This is a genomic window from Chryseobacterium lathyri (genome assembly GCF_003290185.1).
In the GTDB taxonomy this organism is placed as follows: domain Bacteria; phylum Bacteroidota; class Bacteroidia; order Flavobacteriales; family Weeksellaceae; genus Chryseobacterium; species Chryseobacterium lathyri.
Map to the genome: position 1 here is coordinate 74,617 of NZ_QNFY01000004.1, position 22,378 is coordinate 96,994.

Sequence of the window (22,378 nt, forward strand, 5' to 3'; positions counted from 1 at the left end):
AGTATCAACTTTCAACACATTTCTATATTTTCCAGTTAACAAGACTGGAATATGGAAACTATTTTCTTTACCTGCCTGGATAGAATTCAGATTACTTCCTGCTGATTTTCAACCCATTAAATCAATGTAACACCCAAGTAATAGGTGTGTTTTTTGAATAAGCGGTCCAATCACTCAAATTTGTATCTCACCCCATATGATTGAGAATGGATAAAATCTAATGATTCTAAAAACACAATAATAAAAAAACAATTCCTTACAAATGAAAAACAAAATTTCGATTTTGGCAGTTGCACTAGTACTGCCAGTATGTATGTATTCCCAAGTGGGTATTTTAACAGACAAACCCCATAGTACACTTGATCTGGGCACTAAAATTGGCAGCAGTGTAATTGATAGGGCAGGTAAAAAATTGGCCGTTTATGATAATACAGATGGTACAGATTTTTATGGACTAGGGGTAAGTCCGGGTTTCCTGCAGTTTCATGTCAATTCTGCACCTGCTAACACTTTACCAGCCATGATATTAAAAAAATATCAGACTGATTTTTATCAGTTAGGCATTAATACAACCAATCCCCATAATGTAATTGATATGGGACCTACAATGGGTAATATTTCGGATCCGTCGAGTAAGAAACTAGCGGTTTACAACAGTGCAGACGGAAATGATTTTTATGGATTAGGGGTAAGCCAGGCTGTCCTTCAGTTTCATGCCGGAACAATATCTGATCAGGCTCCGGCTATGATACTTAAAAAGTATAAGACTAATTTTTTTCAGCTAGGCATTAATACAACCACCCCTCATAATGTAATTGATATGGGGCCCACAATGGGGAATATTGCAGATCCGGAAAGTAAAAAACTCGCAGTTTATAACAGTGCTGACGGAAATGATTTTTATGGTTTAGGAGTCAGTCCTTCTATCCTTCAGTTTCATGCCGGAACAGTAAATAATCAGGCTCCCAGTATGGTACTTAAAAAGTACACGAATAATATTCATCAAATAGGTATTAATACAAATAACCCTCATAACATCATTGATATGGGACCTACAATGGGGGGGATTGCGGATCCGTTGAGTAAGAAACTAGCAGTTTATAACAGTGCGGATGGAAATGATTTTTACGGTTTAGGAGTCAGTGCTAGTACTCTTCAGTTCCATGCCGGAACAATAAACAATCAGGCTCCCACTATGGTGCTTCAAGACAACGGACGTCTTGGCATCGGCACATATGCTCCTACTTCTACACTTTCCGTAAATGGGACAGCAGATAAACCCGGTGGAGGAAGCTGGGGAACTTTTTCAGACAGAAGAGTTAAAAAAGATATTACTGATTTTAAAGATGGTCTCAATGTGATTACTCAACTTAAACCTGTTACTTATAAATACAACGAAAAATCAGGATATAAAGATTTGAATAAAGAGTATGTAGGGTTTATAGCGCAGGATATAGAAAAAGTTGCCCCCTATATGATCAATGTTATAGACGATACCGCAAAAAGTGGTTTGGCAGACAAAAGGGAATTAGACGAAAGTGCCCTTACCAAAATATTGGTTAATGCTATACAGCAGCAGCAGTTTGAAATAAATGAACTTAAGAAGGCAATTTCAGAAATAAAAAAACAAAAATAAGGGTAACTTAAAATATCTACCCTTTCACTAAAATAAATTCTAAGTCTCTTAATTTGGCTGGGATTCCTCATCCCAGCCATCTTTTAAAAATCGAATGAAGTATACAGCACAAATTGAAAGATATACTCGTAATCGATCTATAGCTTTCAAAGATTGTCTATCCTATCTAAATTAAACTATTCACAAAATTCAACTTTTCTAAGACAATAAAATCTTTCTTATAGGCTTGGCCTTATAGCTACACAATTCCCAAATCCCATATAACAATATTGAAAATCAATACATTATAAAAATGTAACATCCATGTCATAGGTCTTTTTTTTGAATAAACAAACCAATAATTCAACTTTGCATCTCAACAGCAATTAGTAAAATACTATAGTTTAACAATTAAGAATGAAAAAAAATGAAAACAAAACTGTTATTTTTAGCAAGCACTGTATTTTTATCAGCAAATGCTTACTCACAAGTAGGGATTAATACATTAACGCCTTCCAGCACTTTAGACATAAGGGGATCCGTTGAAGGAAATTTTCGGGAAATTACAGGCACTAGTACCCTCGATAATAAAGATTATCACGTTTCTTTTTCAGGTACGACAGACGCAGTTCTGAACCTTCCTACAAAATCTACTACAGATGGGAGTATGGCAGATTTCAGGGGAAGAAAATATTATATAAAAAACAACAGCATTTCCAACAAGCTGACTTTAACGGCTGCCTCTGGCCAGACCATACGCCTAGGAGGAAGTGGAACTGCTTCCAATACAATTGATTTAAAACCCGGCAAATTTGGGTTCCTTACCGCTAATGGATTGAACGGATGGGATTTAGACTTCGTTGCTACGGCATATAACGACAGCTGGGTGCTGGCTAATTCTGACATTAACGGGCCTGCCGTACCTACATCACAGGTTATACCTTCCGGAGCTTCCTTCACAACTGTAAATGGTTGTTCAGTTACCGTTACTGTACCTGCTGGCGTAACAAGTTCAAAAGTAGTATTAAGTTTTACAGGTTGGGGAGATGCCGCCGGTAGTATTAGTGCTATTGGTTCTTTTCGTTTTCAGGTTGTTAGGACAGGAACATCATCTGCAACCTATGCTTCAACAGCGATGACCTCTTGGGCATTAGGCTCTGCAGCTCTGGTTCGTTATGCTTATCCAGTAGTATATTCTATTTCGAATCTTGCGGCGGGCACTTATACTTTTAATTTACAGGTAAGAAGAGAAGACGAAACAGGAACTGGTATAACAACCACTTTTTGGGGCACAATGGGTAGAGCAGATGTTTATGTTAAAGATTAAATAGCATTTACGATCTCTTGGGTGAAATCTAAATATTTTACAATTAATCAATTAAATGTATAGGCTTGCGTCTAGAAGCACAGTTCCATGCATTCTAAACAATGATGTTCACGATGAAATAATGTTCCCTGTTTCAGAATGTTTACAGCTATTCTAAATACACAATGATGATAAACTGCTGCAGAAGCGGCAGTTTATAAATATCCTCAATTAATTAGTTCAAATGATTATTGAAAAATCAGCTAATTCAACTCATGTAATATTCATGTAATAGGTGCTTTTTTTGAATAAATAGATTGATCATTCAACTTTGCAACTCAACAACTATTATTAAAAAAACTATAGTTTAACCATTAAAAATAAAAAAATGAAAACAAGATTATTACTTTTAGCGAGCATTTTATTTTTATCAGTAAACGCTCACTCCCAAGTAGGAATTAATACCCCGACACCTTCCAGTACCTTAGATGTAAAGGGATCTGTTGAAGGCAATTTTCGGGAAATCACAGGCACAAGTACTCTTGACATTCTGGACTACCATGTTTCTTTTTCCGGGGCATCAGACGCAACTCTGAACCTTCCTGCAAAATCTACTACCGATGGTACTCCTGCAGATTTTAGAGGCAGGAAATACTATATCAAGAATAATAGTACGACAAACAATTTAACATTAGTAGCTGCGGCCGGACAAATAATACGCTCGGGAGGAATGGCAGCTGCAAATAATACTTTTATGATGCAGCCGGGAAAATATGCCGTGCTTACAGCCAGTGGGGCCAATGGATGGGATCTGGATGTTGTTGTATCCAGCGTTGCTGCTAATAATTGGGAGCTTGCCAGTATGGATAATCAAGGACCGGTAATTGCATTTCAGGCAATAAGTACATCGGGCTATACTACATTAAGTGGCAGTGCGGTTACTGTAATAGTTCCGGCAGGATACACTCAGAGAAAAGTAGTATTAAATTTTACAGGCTTTGGAGAAGGGTCAGGTACAACAAATGCCCAAGGTACATTGCGTTTCCAAATTGTTCAGACAGGCACAGCAACGGCAACATATGGTTCAGTAAACATGATGAGCTGGGTCTCGCTCAGTGGAGCTATTAGAAGCTTTAATCATTCAACCTCATACTCCATTTCAGGTCTGAACCCTGGAACCTACACCTTTAATTTACAAGTTTCAAGGGAAGGAGAAATAGGAGTAGGTGCTGTTACCAATTGGGGTACGGTAGGCAGAGCAGACGTTTATGTTAAATAAAGATTATCCATAACTCTCTAAATAAATTGTATTCATGAATGAAATAATGTTCCCTATTTCAGAATGTTCTAATATACAACGATGATCAACTGCTGCAAAAAAATTATTTTCATACCGCAGTTATAAGTATTCTCAATTCAAATTATTACTGAAAATTCAGCTGATTCAACTCATGTAATATTCATGTAATAGATGTTTTTTTTGAATAAATGGATTGATCATTCAACTTTACAGCTCAATAGCAATTATTAAAGGACTATAGTTTTAATCATGACAAATAAAAATTAAAACAATTTATATGTACCTCTAAAGTTCAAAACAAATTTTTATAAAATATATTTTTTGTGGCTAAGAGTTTAGTTATTGGCCGGAGATAAGCCACACTCCGGCCCCTTTCGGGGGATGCTATAATCACTTGACACAGATTTAAATATTTTGCCGTATACACCATTAATCAACTAAAAAAGTTCAGAAAATGCTTAGGCTTATCCGGATACTTATAAAACTTGTTTAGAAGCACATTTCTATGTATTCTCTAAACAATTGTATTCATGATGAAATAATGTTCCCTGTTTCAGAATGTTTACAACGATTCTAAATACACAATGATGATAACTGCCGCAGAATTGATTTTCATGCAGCAGTTATTTTTTCTCCTGAACTATTCACCATAACATTATATTTTCCTTAAATACTGTAGTTCAGTAAACATCACAATAATGCACAAAAAAAGGACAGATAAAAATCCATCCCTTATATTTCATTTACTGATTATTTGTTTTTATACAGCTTAAACATCAGAAACAGGAAAGCCAGCCATATGGGAATTAGGATCACCTGAATTTCCATTCCCGTAATGCTCATCAATACCAAAATAGCGACTAAAAACAGGATACAGATGTAATTCGATACCGGATAGAATATGGAAGGGAATGAGGTCTTCACACCTGTTCTATCTTTCTCCTTTCTAAATTTCAAATGGGTATAGCAGATCATCAGCCAATTGATAATTAGGGTAGAAACCACCAAAGCCATTAAATACTCAAATGCTTTTTCAGGTACCAGTTTATTGATGATAATACAGATTCCGGCAAAACAGGACGAGATCAGAATTGCATTGGTAGGAACACTGTTTTTATTCAGTTTCTTTAAAAACTTCGGGGCATTCCCCTGTTGAGCCAACCCAAAAAGCATTCTGCTGTTGCTGTAAACACTGCTGTTGTACACCGACAAAGCCGCGGTTAAAACAATCAGATTAAGAATATTGGCAATTAAAACATTGAACTGGATCACCTTTCCGAAGATATTGAATTCAAATCCATTTAAATTCTGGAAAACCATAACAAACGGGCTTGTCCCTTCTGTAATCTCTCTCCACGGGCTCAATGCAAATAAAATAACCAAAGCACCCACGTAGAAAATTAGAATTCTGTAAATAACCTGATTCGTCGCTTTAGGAATGGTTTTTTCAGGATTTTTAGCTTCCGCAGCCGTAATTCCTATTAATTCCAATCCTCCGAAAGAGAACATGATCATCGCCATAGCGGCAAACAATCCGGAAAATCCACCTTCTCCTTTATTAAAAAATCCTTTGGGGAAAAATCCGCCGTCGTTCCACAAATTCGATATACTTGCTTTATCTCCTCCAGTACCGCTCAACAGTAAATAAATACCAAAAACGATCATCCCAATAATGGCTACCACTTTAATGATAGAAAACCAAAATTCAGTTTCCCCATACACTTTTACAGAAGCCAGATTTAAGGCTGTAATCATGACAAAAAAGAATAAACTGGACACCCAGAGCGGGATTTCGGGCCACCAAAAATGAATATAATGCCCGATAGCCGTCAATTCAGCCATACTTACCAGAATATAGAGAATCCAGTAATTCCAGCCGGAAGCAAATCCGGGAAAATTCCCCCAGTATTTATAGGCAAAATGACTGAAACTTCCCGAAACAGGCTCCTGAACCACCATTTCACCAAGCTGGCGCATAATAAAGAATGCAATAATCCCTGCTAAAGCATATCCCAGAATAACGGAAGGTCCCGCTAAAACTGCTGCCGGACCGATCCCAAGAAACAATCCTGTTCCTATGGCTCCTCCGAGGGCAATTAATTGAATATGTCTGTTGGTTAATCCTCTGACTAGAGTCCCATCATTGGGCTCCGTTTTCTGTTCGCTGCTCATAAAATCAATTATGCCCTAAATATATAAAACTTTAGAGAAATTTGACTTCTATGAAGCTGTAAGAACAGTCAATAGATTCAGTTTTAAAGAAATAAAAAGTAAAAAAGCTATATTTCTTTACAAATACTCCTCCGGAATTGAAATATTATTCTTTTTCATATACTCCAAAAGCGACTGATATCGGTCATCATTCCCATCTGTTCCACATTTATGGGAAATACTGCAGATATCGGAAGGCTTAATTTCCAGGATATCGGAGATCTTCGTCAGGATTTCCAGATTGATCTTCACTTTAGAATTTTCAATGTCAGAATAGGCCTTCTGGGAAATGCCCATCTCAAAAGCCATATACTCCTGCGTAAAGTCTTTGCTTCTACGGATTTTCCTGATATTTTGACCACATACTTTCATCGTTTTTGCTTTTAGTAGTTTTCAGTATAGTTTAGAAGGATACCTACTAGACTTACACAAAGTTAATAAATACCTTTGTCAAAACATTATACACGTTACATGATATTTATTTTTTAATATAAATCAAGGTCAATACCATCTGATTTCAGAGGATAAATATTTTCGGTACAATACAATTGGAATTATGGAGACGCAAAAATTCAATTATGACAATAATATTGTCAGAGCATTCTTGTATGCTACTATCGTATTCGGGCTGGTCGGCTTTCTGCTGGGACTTACAGCCGCGCTGATGCTTTTCTACCCTGAATTACCAGAGTTTTTATTCGGGACAGATGATACCACAATCCAGAGTCTGAGAAGCGGAAATATCCAGGGCCTTATCAACACGCAGGGTGCCATGGGATTCGGAAGGATCAGAATGCTCCATACCAGTGCCGTTATTTTTGCTTTTGTGTGTAATTCCTTCTTCTGCGGTGCTTACTACAGTATGCAGAGGCTTTTAAAAACAAGAATGTACAGCGACACGCTTTCATGGATCCATTTCTGGAGCTGGCAGCTGATGATCGTTGCCGTAGTGATTACATTCTTAATGGGAATCAATACTTCCAAAGAATACGCAGAACACGAGTGGCCTATTGATATCCTGATTACCTTCTCATGGGTTATTTTCGGAATCAATATGTTCGGAACCATTGCGAAGAGAAGGGTAAGACATCTTTATGTAGCCATCTGGTTCTACATCGCAACCTGGATCGCCGTGGCCATGCTGCACATCTTTAATAACCTTGAAGTTCCCTTATCATTCACAAGCTGGAAATCCTATTCTGTATATGCCGGCGTAAAAGATGCACTTGTACAGTGGTGGTACGGTCACAATGCCGTAGCATTCGTACTGACAACACCGGTATTAGGTCTGATGTACTATTTCATGCCGAAAGCGGCACAGCGACCTGTATTCTCCTATAAATTATCCATTATTCACTTTTGGTCGCTGATTTTCGTATACCTTTGGGCTGGCCCTCACCACCTTCAGTATACGGCGCTTCCGGCATGGGCTCAGGCCGTAGGAACTGGATTCTCTATCATGCTTATCGCTCCATCATGGGGAGGAATGCTGAACGGCCTTCTTACCTTAAGAGGAGCCTGGGATAAAGTAAGAGAAAACCCGATCCTTAAATTCTTTGTGGTAGCGATTACCTGTTATGGTATGGCTACTTTCGAAGGACCTCTGTTAGCCACAAAATCTTTAAATAAAATCGGGCATTACACCGACTGGGTGATCGGGCACGTACACTTAGGAGCGCTTGGATGGAACGGGTTCATGGCCTTCGGAGTCGTGTATTATCTGATCCCTATCATGTGGAGAACACCGCTATGGTCTAAAAAACTGGCCAACTGGCACTTCTGGCTGGGAACTTTAGGAATTATCTTCTATGCAGTTCCGATGTATATCTCAGGATTCACCCAGGGATTGATGTGGAAACAGTTCAACCCGGATGGTACTTTAATGTATAAAAACTGGCTGGATACGGTAACGGCAATCATTCCTTATTTTAAAATGAGATTCTTAGGAGGTATCCTTTATCTTTCAGGAGCAATTTTAATGGTGGTTAATGTGATCAAAACCGTAAGATCAGGCTCATTCCAGAAAAACGTTCCGGCAGAAGCACCGGCATTGGCAGACATCGGTACCGCGAGAAAAGAAGGCGAAGGCGTACACCTTTGGCTGGAAAGAACTCCAAAACTACTTTCTATTTTAGCTTTCATCACTGTAGCGATAGGTGGATTAATAGAAATCGTTCCCACATTATCACTGAAACAGAGTGTTCCTACAATTACAGCTGTAAAACCTTACACACCGCTGGAACTGGAAGGAAGAGATCTATACGTCCGTGAAGGATGTAACTCCTGCCACTCACAGATGATCCGCCCTTTCCGTGATGAAATCGTAAGGTTTGAAGGCAAAAACGGACAGTATTCCAAAGCCGGAGAATTCATTTATGACAGACCTTTCTTATGGGGATCCAAAAGAACCGGACCGGATCTTCACAGAGAAGGCGGCAGGAACCCTGATTCGTGGCACTTCAAACATATGTATAATCCAAGAATTACATCCGCAGGTTCTATTATGCCTCGTTTCCCATGGCTGATCACCAATAAGCTGGACCGTACTCAAATGGTAGACAAAATGAGGTTAATGAAAAATGCTTTCGATGTGCCTTATTCAAAAGCAGAAATAGATTCTGCGGGAAAATGGGCAGATAACCAGTCTAAAGCCATTGTACAGAGAATTTATTCTGAAGCCACCGATGTGAAAGACCAAATGGAAAAAGAAAAAACATCAAAAGGTGCATCTTATGTGCCGCTTGAGCAGAGAGAAATTGTAGCGATGATCGCCTACCTGCAAAGATTAGGAACCGATATTAAAACAACACAGATTCAGACAGCAAGCGCTGAGTAACCTTTAAAATTGACTGCAATGAAAAAGAGAACCCCCATTTCAATATATATCGCAACAACGATAGGCTTAACGATCATGGCGTTTGAAATGTTCACCGGAGACTCAGGTTATTTTTCCTCGCCGTTTTTCTGGGCACTTATTGTAATCGCTGTAATCCTTCTTCTGATTATGAACTCTATCGGAGATCTGGTGGAAAACGAGAGTTTCAGCAGACTGTCGGAAGAGGAAAAGAAAGAATATTTAGCTGAAAAAAGCATTCCGTATTACCAGAAGCTTTGGAATTCAGCGTTCAAAAAACAATCTGCTACCGAAGAAAAAGATATTTTGATCGACCACGGTTTTGACGGAATCACGGAGCTTGACAACTCACTGCCTAAATGGTGGATAGGCCTTTTCTGGTTCGGATGCATATTCTGCGTCGTGTATATGACTGCTTTTGCTTTTACAGAATATGCCCACCCAGAAGCAGAATACGATAAAGAAGTAAAAACAATGCTGGCATCCATAGCCGAATATGAAAAAACGGCACCCCAGATTGACCTGGAAACGGCAAAATACAGCGCAGACCATATAGCAGAAGGCCAGGAACTTTTCAAAACCAACTGCGTAACCTGTCACGGTGACGGCGGAAAAGGAGGCATTGGCCCGAACCTTACGGATACGCACTGGATCAATATCAAAGAAAAAAGCCTGTTTAAAAATGTTTTCTGGATGCTTGAAAACGGCTCTCCCAATAATCCTACGATGAGACCTTTCATCAAAGAAGGAACAATCACAGGAAGAGATGCTGAAAAAATTGCAGCCTATATCTATCATATCAACCAGGAAACTTCTCCTATCACTCCGGCTCAGGGCGGTGCCGCTCCACAGGGTGAAGAAGTGAAATGGGAAAACGGAAACAATTAATTTAGTATGGAAGTTTGAAGCTGGAAGAGGGAAGTTATTGAAGTCTAAAAGAAGACTTACAGAACCATTTTATTAATTTTTTTTAAAAGCTAATTTAAGATCACTGTTAAAAATGAATGTCCAATATAACTTCCAGCCTCCCTCTTACAGCTTCCAGTCATTTAAAACTTAGCTCACATAACTTAACAAAATTTATTAACTCCATATATTCCTTGCCCCCTTTGAAACTACTCTAACATTTGAATTTCATTTTTGCTAACCTTTTCAACATTAAAAATGATTAAAAGGGGGCTTTTAAAGAAAAAATCCAAACCTTGGCTGTCTTTATCAACTGATTCACTTGACAACTACTAAACTAAATTCCATAATAAGGCAGCCAAGGCAGGATTTTTGTATTGCTAGTAGGATACCACAACAAAGAACTTATAAAATAGTATTCCTATCTTTGTTTGAAACCTAATCGCATTTGAAACTGAAAATTAACAAAAGAAAGCTCTTAAAGCGTATTGCAATAACCTTTATTTCAATATTGGTTTTTCTTACCCTTCTGATATTTAGCTTAAGGCTTCCTGTCGTTCAGAACTTCATTAAAGATAAACTGGTTGTATATCTTGAGAAAAAGATCAAGACCAAAGTAAGCCTGGAAAGGGTTAATATAGGATTTCCGAACAGCCTTATCATGGAAAACCTTTACCTTAAAGGCCAGGATGTAGATACACTTCTTGCTGTAAAAAAGCTGGATGTGGGCTTAAACATGCTGAAGCTTATCAGTTCCACAGCTGATATTACTTCGGTAGATCTTGAAGGAGCCCGCGCCAATGTAGTACGAAAACCCAACGGGACTTTCAATTTCGATTATATTATCAATGCTTTTGCGACCAGCGATAAAGAGGAAAGCCCTTCCAAACCGTTTATTATTTCCCTGGATAAGATCAATTTAAAAGATATCGGGGTGACGTTCAACGACCAACAGTCGAGGAATGATATTCAGCTGTATTTCAAATCATTTGACACAAGGGTTAAAACTTTTGACCTTAATAAAAACACCTATGCCGTTAATGATATTAATCTGGACGGACTGAGATTAAAATTAAAGCAGGATCTTGTTGAAGAAGTCTCTAAAAAAGTAGAGAAAAAGGTGGATTCTCTTAATAATAAAAAGCCAATGAGTATTGGTCTCAGAGGTATCAAGCTTACCAATTTCAATATTGATTACGGTGATGATAACACCAAAACTTTTGCTAAAGTTCTGTTTAAAGAATTAAGTACGAAGGTCAATAAACTTGATCTTGAGAATAATTCCTACAATATTTCCAATGTTTTTCTTTCCGGGGCAGATATTAACGCCAATCTGTATCTTCCTGCGCAGGACGCCAATCCGAAAGATCAAAAAGAACCTGAAATTTCAAAAGTTTCAGACAAGGAGAAAGCCATGAAACTGCTTCTTGGGAAGCTTGTCCTAAATGATGTAAAAGCCATTTACAATAACACAGCTATGGCTCCTACCAAACAGGGAATGGATTTCAACCACATGAATTTTTCTAAAATGAACGTGGAGGTAAGACGCTTCAAAATGGAGAACAATACTTTTGCAGGCACAGTGAATTCAGCAGAAATCCAGGAAGGAAGGGGCTTGAATATCCAGAAATTCAATACAGATTTTGTGTATGCAGAAAAACAGGCTTACCTGAAAGATCTTTATCTGCAAACCCCGAAGACACTGATCCGTGATGAGGTGATTTTAAATTATAACTCCTTTGACCAGCTGACTTCAAACCCGGGCGCTGTAAAAATTTCAGCCAACATTAAAGATTCCAAAATAGGTTTCGCCGATATTTTAAACATTGTTCCGACTTTACGAAATACTGTTCCCTTCAACAAATATCCGAATGCCATACTGAATGTCAATGCCAACGTTCAGGGAATGGTGAATGACCTTCTGATCAAAGATCTTAAAGTTTCAGGACTGGATCAGCTGAGAGTTGCTGCATCAGGAAGAATCAGGAATGCGATGAAGCCTGAAAATCTGTATTATGATCTTAGGGTCGGAGAATTTTCAGCAGAAGCTAAAACAGTGTACAATCTGGTTCCGAAAAATACAATTCCTTCCAATATATCCCTGCCTTCTCATTTCAGCATCAAAGGAAATGCAAAAGGAACAACAAAAGTAGTTAAGGCAGACCTGAACCTCTACTCTACCCTTGGAAATGCCGGTATTATTGCTGATGTGGACATGAGTAGAAAAAACCGGGAACTGTATGATGTAAAAGCCAATCTTCAGGCTGTTCAGGTTGGAAAGATCATTCAAAATAAAGATATTGGTCCTATTACCGCACAAATTTCAGCAAAAGGCGAAAGCTTTGATTTCAAAAATGCCAACGCTAATCTGAAAGGTCATGTAGCATCAGCTGTCTACAAAGGATACCGTTATCAGAACATGGATTTAACAGGTAAAATAAACCGTGGTTTTTATAATATCGTTTTGAACTCAAAAGACCCGAACGCCAATCTGAATTTAATAGCTTCCGGAGTCTACAGCGAAAAAAATCCTACGGTAAAGATCAATGGTGAAGTGATCAAGCTCGATGTGAATAAACTTGGATTCTATGAAAAACCAATGATTATTGCCGGAAAAATTGATGGTGATTTTTCAAGCCTCAATCCGGATGCTTTAAACGGTTACCTAAACCTGAAAGATTTTGCTTTTTCAGATACCAAAGAGGTTTATCCTGTACAGGAAATGAATCTGAAAGCTTCTTCTACACAGGATTCCACGCAGATTATTTTCAATTCTCAGATTGCTGATGTTTCTTTAAAAGGAAAATATAAGCTGACACAGATTTTTGGTGCTTTAACGCATACGGTTAATCAATATTACCAATTCCAGAAGCCCGATAAAGGTCATAAAATTGATCCGGGGCAGTTTTTCACATTCAATGCAAAGATCAAAAATGATGACCTGATCAGGAAATTTGTTCCGGAGCTGAAAAGTTTTGAAACCATCAATTTAGCCGGAAATTATGATGCAGATTCTCAAAAAATAGAAATAGACGGGCAGATCCCGCAATTATTATATGGTGAAAATTCGTTGGAAAATGTTGCTTTAAAAGTAACCAATGAAAATCAGGCGCTACAGTACAGCCTTAACGCAGGTGCTTTAAAAAGCTCCAGCTTCACCCTGAAAAAAATTGCAGTCAATGGAGATGTTGCCAATAATATCATCAATTACAATATTACCACAAAAGACGACAAAGACGCTACGCAGTTCCTTATTGCAGGAAATGCCAAATCTTTGAATGACATTACAGAAATTTCTCTGAATCCGAACGGTTTGAAATTAAATTATTCGGACTGGAATGTTGCTGAAAACAATAAAATTCAGATTAGCAGCCAGGGAATTTTAGCTGATAACTTTATCCTGACCAATGGCTCCAGTGAGATTTCACTTCAGTCTGAAACCGAACGCCCAACCAGCCCTTTAAATGTTTCATTAAAAGATTTTAAAATTGAAACCATTACTGAACTCATCAAAAAAGATACGGTCCTTGCAAAAGGAACCATTAACGGAACAGCTCAGCTTAGAGATGTCACGAAAAACATGACCTTCACTTCCGATCTTAATATTACAGATCTGATTGTGTACGGAAGCCCGGTTGGAAATCTGGCGGTAAAAGTGAACAACACTTCACCGAATATTTTAAATGCTGATGTTGCTCTTTCCGGCAATAACAATGATGTGAAAATTCTTGGAGATTACAATACTTCTTCCAGTACATTTGATCTGAATATGGCCATCAACCAGCTCCAGATGAAGAGTGTTCAGGGCTTTTCCATGAATGCTATAACGAATACGGAAGGCTATCTTTCAGGAAATTTAAAAATCACCGGAAATACAGATAAACCCAATATTTTAGGTAAAGTAAAATTCAATGATGCCGGACTTGAAATTACAAAAACAGGCAGCGATTTCAGAAAATTGAATGACGAAATTGATTTTACAAACCGAGGAATCGAGCTTAATAAGTTTAAAATAAATGATAAGGATGGAAATTCTCTTGTTATCAATGGGCAGATTCTTACTCAGACTTACAGGGATTTTGCATTCAACCTGGATGTGAACGCCAAAGACTTCAAGGTAGTCAATTCAGAAAAATCCAATGATGCGATGATGTATGGGATTCTTGCGATTGATGCAGGACTTCATATCAGAGGAAATTTAGATCTTCCAAAAGTTGACGGCAGGCTGTCGGTTTCTGATGATACGGATTTCACTTTTGTCCTTCCGCAATCCAGCCCCTCTCTGCAGGAAAGAGACGGAATTGTAGAATTTATCGACCAGGATCAGGTAGTTTTAAATAAAACCATCATTGCCGATTCGCTGAAAGCACAAAGCCGTTTCAAAGGAATGGATGTAAGTGTAAACATTGAAGTAAGTAAAGAAGCTAAACTCTCTATTGTTATTGATAAAGCTAACGGAGATTTTGTAAAACTTCAGGGTGAAGCGGAACTGACCGGAGGAATAGACCCGTCGGGGAAAACAACTCTTGTGGGAGTGTATGAAGTGGAAAAAGGATCTTATGAACTTTCTGTAAGTCTTCTGAAACGTAAATTCGATATTCAGAAAGGAAGCACCATTACCTGGACCGGAGAGCCTACCGCAGCAACAATGGATATTACCGCAGTCTATAAAACGGAAGCTCCGCCTATAGATCTCGTTGAGCAACAGGTAAGCGGGGAAGATGCGTCTGTAATGAATCAGTTTAAACAGAGAATACCTTTCAATACTTTATTAAAAATGAAAGGTGAGCTTCTGAAACCGCAAATCACTTTTGATATTACTACAGACGAAAAAAACAATTCTGTATCCTCAACGGTAACTGATATTGTAGACCAAAAGCTTACTCAGCTCAGAACACAGGAATCGGAAATGAACAAACAGGTTTTTGCTCTTCTGCTGCTGAACCGTTTCATTGGGGAGAATCCGTTTGAATCCGGCGCAGGAATGTCAGCTGAGATGATGGCCAGACAGAGTGTGAGTAAAATTCTATCCCAGCAGCTGAATAATCTGGCTTCAGGATTGATTAAAGGGGTTGATATTGATCTGGGTCTTGATTCTTCTGAAGATTATTCAAGCGGAACAAAGAATACAAGAACGGATCTGAATGTGGGAGTAAGCAAAAAATTACTGAATGACCGTCTGAAAGTTTCTGTGGGAAGTAATTTTGCACTGGAAGGTGAAGCACGCCAAAATGAGAATACAACGAATATTGCAGGAAACGTCACTGTAGACTACAGTCTTTCAAAAGACGGAAGATATATGCTTCGGGCTTATCGTAAGGATGAGTATCAGGTAGCTCTTCAGGGACAGATTATAGAAACGGGATTAGGATTTATCATCACTTTAGACTATGATAAATTCCGGGAGATTTTTCAAAAATCCAAGAAGGACAGACGTAAAAAAGAAAACAAAAATAACCAGGTAGTAGAATTTAAATAATGAAAATCAGATTTAATATATATTGGAAATACCTATTTGTTTCAGGCTTTGCGGCTGTTACTTTCTCATGCAGCAATACAAAATTCCTGAAGGAAGACCAGATGCTTTACGTAGGTGGAGAAGTGAAAATAGAGAATGATACCATCTCCAAGAAGGAGAAAAATGAGCTTCAGTCTGCATTGGAAGAAAATCTGGTTCCAAAGCCTAATTCCACCATATTAGGGCTCCGTCCGAGATTGTATTTTTATAACATCGCCAAAGAGCCTAAAAAAGATAAAGGGTTCAATTACTGGCTGAAATATAAAGCAGGCGAAAAACCTGTTCTGTTAGGGGATGTAGATCGTGAATTCAACAGAAAAATCATTGAAAACTATTCTGAAAACAAAGGCTATTTCAATGCCAGAGCTACCTATGATACGGTTTCCAAAAATAAAAAGGCAAAGGTAATTTATACTTTAAGGCCGGGCTCAAGATACTTCATCAGTAATGTTAAGTTTCAGCAGGATTCTTCTCTTGTCAATAAAGAAATTCAAAGTTTAACAAATAAAACTTTGCTTAAACCCGGAAAACCTTTTGACCTTGACGTGATTAAAGATGAAAGGGAACGTATTGATAATGGCTTAAAAGAAAGGGGATTCTATTATTTCAATCCTGATAATATTATTGTTCAGGCAGACAGTACGGTAAGTAAAAATCATAAGGTTGAGCTTAACGTAAAATTAAAAGACAATACTCCAGATCTGGCAACGCAGCAATTCAGTATTGACAAGGTCATTGTATTCCCTAATTATAATATACAGGACGTAAAGCGAGGCAAATACAGTGTTCCGATGAATACGGATTCACTTTCTAAATATGCGTACAATGATATTTATGTAATTGATCCTCAGCATAAATTCAAACCTAAGATTTTCGACAGAGCTCTGTATTTTAAGAAAGGGGATCTTTACAACCGTTCCAATCACAATCTTACGCTTAACCGTCTGATCAGTCTGGGGGTTTTTAAATTTGTAAAAAATGAATTCATTGTTTCGGATTCATTAAAACATCAGTTTGATGCTTATTATTTACTGACCCCGAGGCAAATTCAGTCGTTGAGGCTGGAAGCTTTGGGAAGAACCAATTCCGCCAATTATGCAGGTAGTGAATTAAACCTGAACTGGACACACAGAAATTTTTTCAGAGGAGCCGAACAGTTTAAGGCAGCTGTTTACGGAGCTTTTGATTTCCAGATGGGAGGTCAGGAGAATGCAAAGAACCTCTTCCGTGCAGGAACGAATGTTCAGCTTTCGATTCCAAGAATTGTAGCGCCTTTCCGCTTTAATTCTTCAAGTGCTTTTGTTCCGAGAACAAACATTACTTTAGGCTATGAATTTCAAAACCGTACACAATTTTATACACTTAATAATTTTACTGCTTCATTTGGGTATGTATGGAAAGAGAACGCCAGAAAAGAACATGATCTGAAAGTCATTGATATTACCTTAGTTTCTCCTGCCAAAGTAACCGATGAATTCCTTAAGCAGGCAACCACCCCCGCTGCACGAAGAGTGGTTGAAAAGCAACTTATATTCGGACCAACTTATTCGTATACGTATACCAATACAATGCTTCCCAAAACGAATACCATCTATTATAAGGGAACATTGGATCTTGCAGGAAATATTACCGGTTTGGTGACGGGAGCCAATGTAAAAAAAGATAAAGAAAAGAAAATCTTCGGGGTTCCATTCAGTCAATATGCAAAAATGGAACATGATTTCAGATTCTACCATAAATTCACTGAAAAAAGTTCATTCGCCAGCAGGTTTATCGGCGGGATAGCCTATCCATATGGAAATTCGGAATTCATTCCTTTCTCCAAACAGTTTTTCGCAGGAGGAAGCAACAGTATCCGTGCTTTTCGGGCAAGAACTTTGGGTCCTGGAAGTTTTGATCCCCGAACGATTGAAAAAGGTACTCTGCTAGATCAGGCTGGAGATATCAAATTAGAATTAAACGCTGAATATCGAGCTAATATTTATAAATTTCTGAATGTTGCGGCTTTTGTCGACGCAGGAAATGTCTGGTTGATCAATGATGATAAGGACAGACCGGGAGGGAAATTTTCCAAAGAATTTTTAAGTGAAATTGCAGTGGGAGCCGGAGTTGGCCTAAGACTTGATTTTTCCATCCTGATTTTGAGACTTGACCTGGCAATGCCTTTAAGGGTTCCTTATTATGAAAAAGGCGACCGATGGGCATTTAACAGGATCAATTTCGGAGATTCACAATGGAGAAAAGATAATTTAGTTTTAAATATAGCCATCGGATATCCTTTCTAATATGATCAATACCATCAAATTTTTCTGGGAGGTACTGAAAGATACCTTCGCTGAATGGAACAATTCTTCCGCATCAAAAGATTCGGCAAGTCTTGCCTATTATGCGATTTTTTCCATCCCGGGATTATTGATCATTATTATCTGGATTGCAGGAAATTTTTTTGGTGAGGAAGCCATCCGCGGTGAGATTAGCAACCAGATCAGCGGATTGATGGGAAAAGACGTTGCTAAAAGTATTGAAGGGATGATTGCGGGAGCACTTATTGACAAGCAAAATATTTTTATGAAAATTGTAGGGATCGGATCGTTAGTTTTTGGTTCCACTACTTTATTTTTTCAGCTGCAGCATACTTTGAATACGCTTTGGGATGTGGAAGCTGCTCCTAAAAAAGCCCTGGTGAAATTTCTTTTGGACAGAGCCAACTCATTAGGAATGATCCTGATTCTTGGATTTTTACTGATGATCACAATGATTTTATCTTCAATGATCAGCCTGTTTAACAATTGGATTACCAATTACTTTGGTCTTGAGACTTATATGCTTGTAGAGTTGGTGAATTTTGCCATTGGTTTTGGATTGGTGATGCTTTTATTTGCACTTATGTTCAAAGTGCTTCCTGATATCAAAATCAGTTGGAAACCTGTATGGAAAGGAGCTTTACTGACCACCATTTTATTTACACTGGGTAAATTTTTACTGAGCCTTTATTTTGGTAATTTTAAACCTACATCTACTTTTGGAGCCGCAGGAACCGTTATTTTAATTATGATGTGGATTAATTATTCCTGTATGCTTATCTTTTTCGGAGCCGAATTTACGAAAGTGTATAACTACAAAAAAGGCTATAAGGTTGTTCTTTCCAAGCACGCAAAATGGAGTGCTGCAAAGTTGTACAGAGATAGCAAAAGAGAGGATGAGTTGAAAGAAATATGATAACCTTGGAATACGTAGTTACAAAACGGTAACATTAATGGTTGTTTATCATTAATACATTTTACACATAAAAAAAAGCCTCCCAAAAATTTCAGGAGGCTTTATTTTTTACATTCTGTCTACAGTTCCGATACCGAGCAATGCTAATGATTTTTTGATCGTTTTAGCTGTCAGGTCAGATAAATTTAAACGGAATTGTTTTAATTTTTCATCTTCCAGTTTCAGAATGATATTACTCTGATAGAATGAATTATAAGATTTAACCAGATCATAAACATAGTTCGCTACTAAAGCAGGGCTTAATGCTTCTGCTGACTTCGCAACCACAGTTTTATAATTTATCAATAACATGATCAGTTCTTTCTCATATTGATTTAAGGTTACATCAGAAATTTCCTTGTAATCTACGCCGGCTTTTGAAAGCAAGGATTGAATACGTGCATAGGTATAAAGAATAAACGGACCTGTATTTCCTGAAAACTCTACACTTTCAGCAGGATTAAACATCATTTTTTTCTTTGGATCTACCTTTAGCATAAAATATTTCAACGCAGCTAATCCTATTATCTCATAAGAAACTTCTTTTTCTTCTTCAGAAAGCCCTTCCAGTTTTCCTAATTCTGTAGTGATAGATTTTGCTGTCCCATACATTTCCTGCATGAGATCATCTGCATCCACTACGGTTCCTTCACGGGACTTCATTTTTCCTTCAGGAAGTTCTACCATTCCGTAAGAAAGATGGAACAATTGATCTGCCCAGGAATATCCCAACTTTTTCATGATTTTAAATAAAACCTGGAAGTGATAATCCTGCTCGTTTCCTACTGTATAGATCAGCTTCTGAATATTATTTTCCTTGAAACGCTGAACAGCTGTTCCCAAATCCTGAGTCATATAAACCGAAGTTCCGTCTGAACGAAGCAGCAGTTTCTGATCAAGGCCTTCATCGGTAAGATCACACCATACGGAGCCATCTTCTTTCTGATAAAGAATACCTTTGTCCAATCCTTCCTGGATCAGATCTTTTCCTAAAATATAAGTATTGCTTTCGTACTGAACCTGATCAAAATCTACTCCCAATCTTTTGTAAGTTTCATTGAATCCTTTATAAACCCAGGAATTCATTTCGTTCCAAAGATCTCTTACCTGCTGATCTCCGTTTTCCCAATCTACAAGCATTTTCTGAGCTTCTTTGATCAAAGGAGCCTCTTTTTTAGCCTGCTCTTCTTCTATTCCCTGACCTACAAGTTCGGCAATTTCTTTTTTATAGTTCTTATCGAATTCTACATAATAGTTTCCAACAAATTTATCTCCTTTTATATGGGATGTTTCAGGAGTTTCTCCATGTCCGAATTTCTCCCAGGCCAACATCGATTTGCAGATATGAATTCCTCGGTCGTTAATGATTTGTGATTTAATCACATCATAACCGGCCTCTTTTAAGATTTGAGCTACAGAAAAACCTAACAGGTTGTTTCTTACGTGTCCCAGGTGAAGTGGCTTGTTCGTATTTGGAGAAGAATATTCCACCATTACTGTAGAATTTTTCTTTTCAATCGTATCAAAATCATTGCTCACAGATCTGAAATTATCCACAAACAGCTGGTTCTGTACCTTAACATTAAGGAACCCTTTCACCACATTAAAACTTTCAAATAGGTCAGACTGCTCCGTCAAAGCTTCACCTAATTCAACGCCAATACTTTCCGGATTTTTCTTCAGCTGTTTTACCAATGGAAATGTTACAATGGTAAAGTCACCTTCAAATTCCGTTTTATTTTCCTGAATCTCCAGATGGATATCTTTTAACTGGTATACATTTAAAATAACCTCTGCAAGTTTCTTTTCTATACTATCTTTAATATTCATGTGTTATATATTAACTTTTTAAAGGCCACATGGAATAGCCTTATTTCATCTCAAATTTGAGATACAAATATACGGAAATAAAAAAACCGCCCGAAGGCGGTTTTGATATGAATGTTAAATATACTAAGGGATTAAAATTTATCCCAGAAAAGTTTTGTTGTTGCTTTATCTCCACCAATTTTACTGGCAGCTGCGTTAACGTTAGCCCCGTTTAAGACATACTCCTGATCGGAATATGGCATTCTGTAAGGCACAGATGATAAATTAGACTTTGGAGGATTAACAAGTGTTGGACTATCCAAACGTCTTGTAAAATTCCAGCTTGCAAATCCTTTGTTAAACATTGCAATCCAAGCTTGTGTACCTATAGATTGTTTCCAGTTTGCCACATTAAATGGATTAGCAGCTAAATACGTTACTGTATTGGCCGTACTTACTCCATTTTCTCTCATAGATTCTGTTACAGCAGCAATATAAAGATCTGCAGCAGTACCTCCAACAGAGTATCCTCTTGCTGCAGCTTCAGCTTTTAAGAAGGACACTTCCGCATAACTCAATAAATTTGAAGCGGTAGTTGCAGATCTGAAATAAGGACTTAATTGTGAGAAATTAGTATAAGGATCATTTAATTCTCCGAAAACTCCTCCTTTATAAACTCCTCCAACTTTTGTAAACCATACGTCCATTCTCGGATCTGATAAACTACTCATGGTATTAATAACTAACTGACTTGGTAAAAAGTCATTTCTACCGGAAGCTACAAGATTGTCAAAAACAGGATTTGAAAATGTATTTCCATCATATTTAAATTTATAGGCTTCCGCATCTGAAGAAATTACACCTCCAGCAATCGCTGATTCTACAGTAGTTTTTGATAATGCAGGGTCAACATCCGCTAAATTTATACCTAATCTTAATTTTATCGAATTAGCAAACTTTGTCCATTTCGCCATGTCTCCGGAATAAACCAGATCTCCGGAGTAATCTCCGCCAATTGGCATGTATCCTTTAGCACCCGGCTTAATGGTTGCAATAACATCATTGATTCTTTTGATCAAATCAACATAAATAGTTTTTGCATCGTCGTATTTTGGTGTTAAAATTTCATCCGGTTTAAAGGTCTCAGAATAAGGAACATCACCAAAGGTATCCACCAAATTCTCCCAGATAAAGATTTCTTCAATTTCTAACGTTGCCAATTTATTAATACGAACATCATCGGTATTAACCTCGTTTTTCAAATTAGTTTTGGCTTGTCTAATATTATTAAGACTATAGACATACATTCTATTAAAATGATTTCTAGGCTGGTTTCTGGTAACCAGGTTATATTGACTTTCGTCCGGATATTGAGTTTCAGCCCACTGTTGTGTAAAAAATCTGTAATTGTTAAAATTCACACTTGGATTATCCATATAATAGGATGACTGATACAAAGCAGTAGCTAGCAAGTTTTCTGATGGTAGAACCGATGGGTGCTTAGGATCATCATTAAGAGAAGTCAGATCACTTTGACATGAACTTAAACTTAAACCTACACATAGAGATACCAAACTTATTTTTAAAATATTTTTCATTTT

At 37.7% G+C, this 22,378-nt stretch carries 12 protein-coding genes; 8 read left to right on the forward strand and 4 right to left on the reverse strand.

Annotated features, from left to right (window positions below; all coding sequences use genetic code 11):
* Nucleotides 1-283: 283 nt before the first annotated feature.
* The 3 genes from DRF61_RS06350 to DRF61_RS06360 all read left to right on the forward strand — a co-directional run bounded on the left by DRF61_RS06350 (nucleotide 284) and on the right by DRF61_RS06360 (nucleotide 4,200).
* Nucleotides 284-1,636 (forward strand): tail fiber domain-containing protein, encoded by a 1,353-nt coding sequence (locus tag DRF61_RS06350; protein ID WP_157963366.1) that lies wholly within the window; start codon nucleotides 284-286, stop codon nucleotides 1,634-1,636.
* A gap of 406 nt (nucleotides 1,637-2,042) precedes the next feature.
* Nucleotides 2,043-2,942, forward strand: a complete 900-nt coding sequence (locus tag DRF61_RS06355) for a hypothetical protein (protein WP_111955211.1) — start codon at nucleotides 2,043-2,045, stop codon at nucleotides 2,940-2,942.
* Nucleotides 2,943-3,309: 367 nt separating this feature from the next.
* Nucleotides 3,310-4,200, forward strand: coding sequence for a hypothetical protein (locus tag DRF61_RS06360; RefSeq protein ID WP_111955213.1), 891 nt, complete (start codon nucleotides 3,310-3,312; stop codon nucleotides 4,198-4,200).
* A 771-nt stretch (nucleotides 4,201-4,971) separates the two neighbouring features.
* Here the strand turns inward: DRF61_RS06360 and DRF61_RS06365 are convergent.
* Together DRF61_RS06365 and DRF61_RS06370 are read right to left on the reverse strand one after the other, a co-directional pair.
* On the reverse strand, nucleotides 4,972-6,393 hold the full coding sequence (locus tag DRF61_RS06365) for an amino acid permease (protein WP_111955215.1): 1,422 nt from the start codon (nucleotides 6,391-6,393) through the stop codon (nucleotides 4,972-4,974).
* A gap of 117 nt (nucleotides 6,394-6,510) precedes the next feature.
* A complete protein-coding gene (locus DRF61_RS06370; RefSeq protein WP_111955217.1) occupies nucleotides 6,511-6,804 on the reverse strand; it encodes a helix-turn-helix domain-containing protein in 294 nt (97 codons plus the stop codon).
* Between the two features lie 184 nt (nucleotides 6,805-6,988).
* Here DRF61_RS06370 and ccoN point away from each other — a divergent pair, with 184 nt between their 5' ends.
* The 5 genes from ccoN (at nucleotide 6,989) to DRF61_RS06395 (ending at nucleotide 18,929) form a co-directional block, all read left to right on the forward strand.
* The gene (ccoN, locus tag DRF61_RS06375; protein ID WP_111955219.1) at nucleotides 6,989-9,268 is read left to right on the forward strand and encodes a cytochrome-c oxidase, cbb3-type subunit I; all 2,280 of its coding nucleotides are present in this window, start codon (nucleotides 6,989-6,991) and stop codon (nucleotides 9,266-9,268) included.
* An 18-nt stretch (nucleotides 9,269-9,286) separates the two neighbouring features.
* The gene (locus DRF61_RS06380) at nucleotides 9,287-10,174 is read left to right on the forward strand and encodes a cbb3-type cytochrome c oxidase N-terminal domain-containing protein (protein ID WP_111955221.1); all 888 of its coding nucleotides are present in this window, start codon (nucleotides 9,287-9,289) and stop codon (nucleotides 10,172-10,174) included.
* Between the two features lie 466 nt (nucleotides 10,175-10,640).
* Nucleotides 10,641-15,671 carry a translocation/assembly module TamB domain-containing protein gene (locus tag DRF61_RS06385; RefSeq protein ID WP_111955223.1) on the forward strand — a complete coding sequence of 1,677 codons (5,031 nt, stop codon included), beginning with the start codon at nucleotides 10,641-10,643 and terminating at the stop codon, nucleotides 15,669-15,671.
* Nucleotides 15,671-17,995: a translocation and assembly module lipoprotein TamL gene (gene tamL / locus DRF61_RS06390; RefSeq protein ID WP_111955225.1), complete on the forward strand. Its 2,325-nt coding sequence runs from the start codon at nucleotides 15,671-15,673 to the stop codon at nucleotides 17,993-17,995. The genes DRF61_RS06385 and tamL overlap by 1 nt, the downstream gene beginning before the upstream one ends.
* Before the next feature lies 1 nt (nucleotide 17,996).
* Nucleotides 17,997-18,929 (forward strand): YihY/virulence factor BrkB family protein, encoded by a 933-nt coding sequence (locus DRF61_RS06395; RefSeq protein WP_111955227.1) that lies wholly within the window; start codon nucleotides 17,997-17,999, stop codon nucleotides 18,927-18,929.
* Between the two features lie 108 nt (nucleotides 18,930-19,037).
* Here the strand turns inward: DRF61_RS06395 and argS are convergent, their stop codons facing one another.
* Together argS and DRF61_RS06405 are read right to left on the reverse strand one after the other, a co-directional pair.
* Nucleotides 19,038-20,798 (reverse strand): arginine--tRNA ligase, encoded by a 1,761-nt coding sequence (gene argS / locus DRF61_RS06400; protein ID WP_111955229.1) that lies wholly within the window; start codon nucleotides 20,796-20,798, stop codon nucleotides 19,038-19,040.
* Nucleotides 20,799-20,929: 131 nt separating this feature from the next.
* Nucleotides 20,930-22,375 (reverse strand): SusD/RagB family nutrient-binding outer membrane lipoprotein, encoded by a 1,446-nt coding sequence (locus DRF61_RS06405; RefSeq protein WP_111955231.1) that lies wholly within the window; start codon nucleotides 22,373-22,375, stop codon nucleotides 20,930-20,932.
* Between the last annotated feature and the right edge of the window lie 3 nt (nucleotides 22,376-22,378).

Excerpts from the sequence above, each read along its gene's own strand:
- DRF61_RS06355 (WP_111955211.1), top strand. The coding sequence starts at position 2,043 with ATGAAAACAAAACTGTTATTTTTAGCAAGCACTGTATTTTTATCAGCA.
- DRF61_RS06360 (WP_111955213.1), top strand. The coding sequence starts at position 3,310 with ATGAAAACAAGATTATTACTTTTAGCGAGCATTTTATTTTTATCAGTA.
- DRF61_RS06365 (WP_111955215.1), bottom strand. The coding sequence starts at position 6,393 with ATGAGCAGCGAACAGAAAACGGAGCCCAATGATGGGACTCTAGTCAGA.
- DRF61_RS06370 (WP_111955217.1), bottom strand. The coding sequence starts at position 6,804 with ATGAAAGTATGTGGTCAAAATATCAGGAAAATCCGTAGAAGCAAAGAC.
- ccoN (WP_111955219.1), top strand. The coding sequence starts at position 6,989 with ATGGAGACGCAAAAATTCAATTATGACAATAATATTGTCAGAGCATTC.
- DRF61_RS06380 (WP_111955221.1), top strand. The coding sequence starts at position 9,287 with ATGAAAAAGAGAACCCCCATTTCAATATATATCGCAACAACGATAGGC.
- tamL (WP_111955225.1), top strand. The coding sequence starts at position 15,671 with ATGAAAATCAGATTTAATATATATTGGAAATACCTATTTGTTTCAGGC.
- DRF61_RS06395 (WP_111955227.1), top strand. The coding sequence starts at position 17,997 with ATGATCAATACCATCAAATTTTTCTGGGAGGTACTGAAAGATACCTTC.
- argS (WP_111955229.1), bottom strand. The coding sequence starts at position 20,798 with ATGAATATTAAAGATAGTATAGAAAAGAAACTTGCAGAGGTTATTTTA.
- DRF61_RS06405 (WP_111955231.1), bottom strand. The coding sequence starts at position 22,375 with ATGAAAAATATTTTAAAAATAAGTTTGGTATCTCTATGTGTAGGTTTA.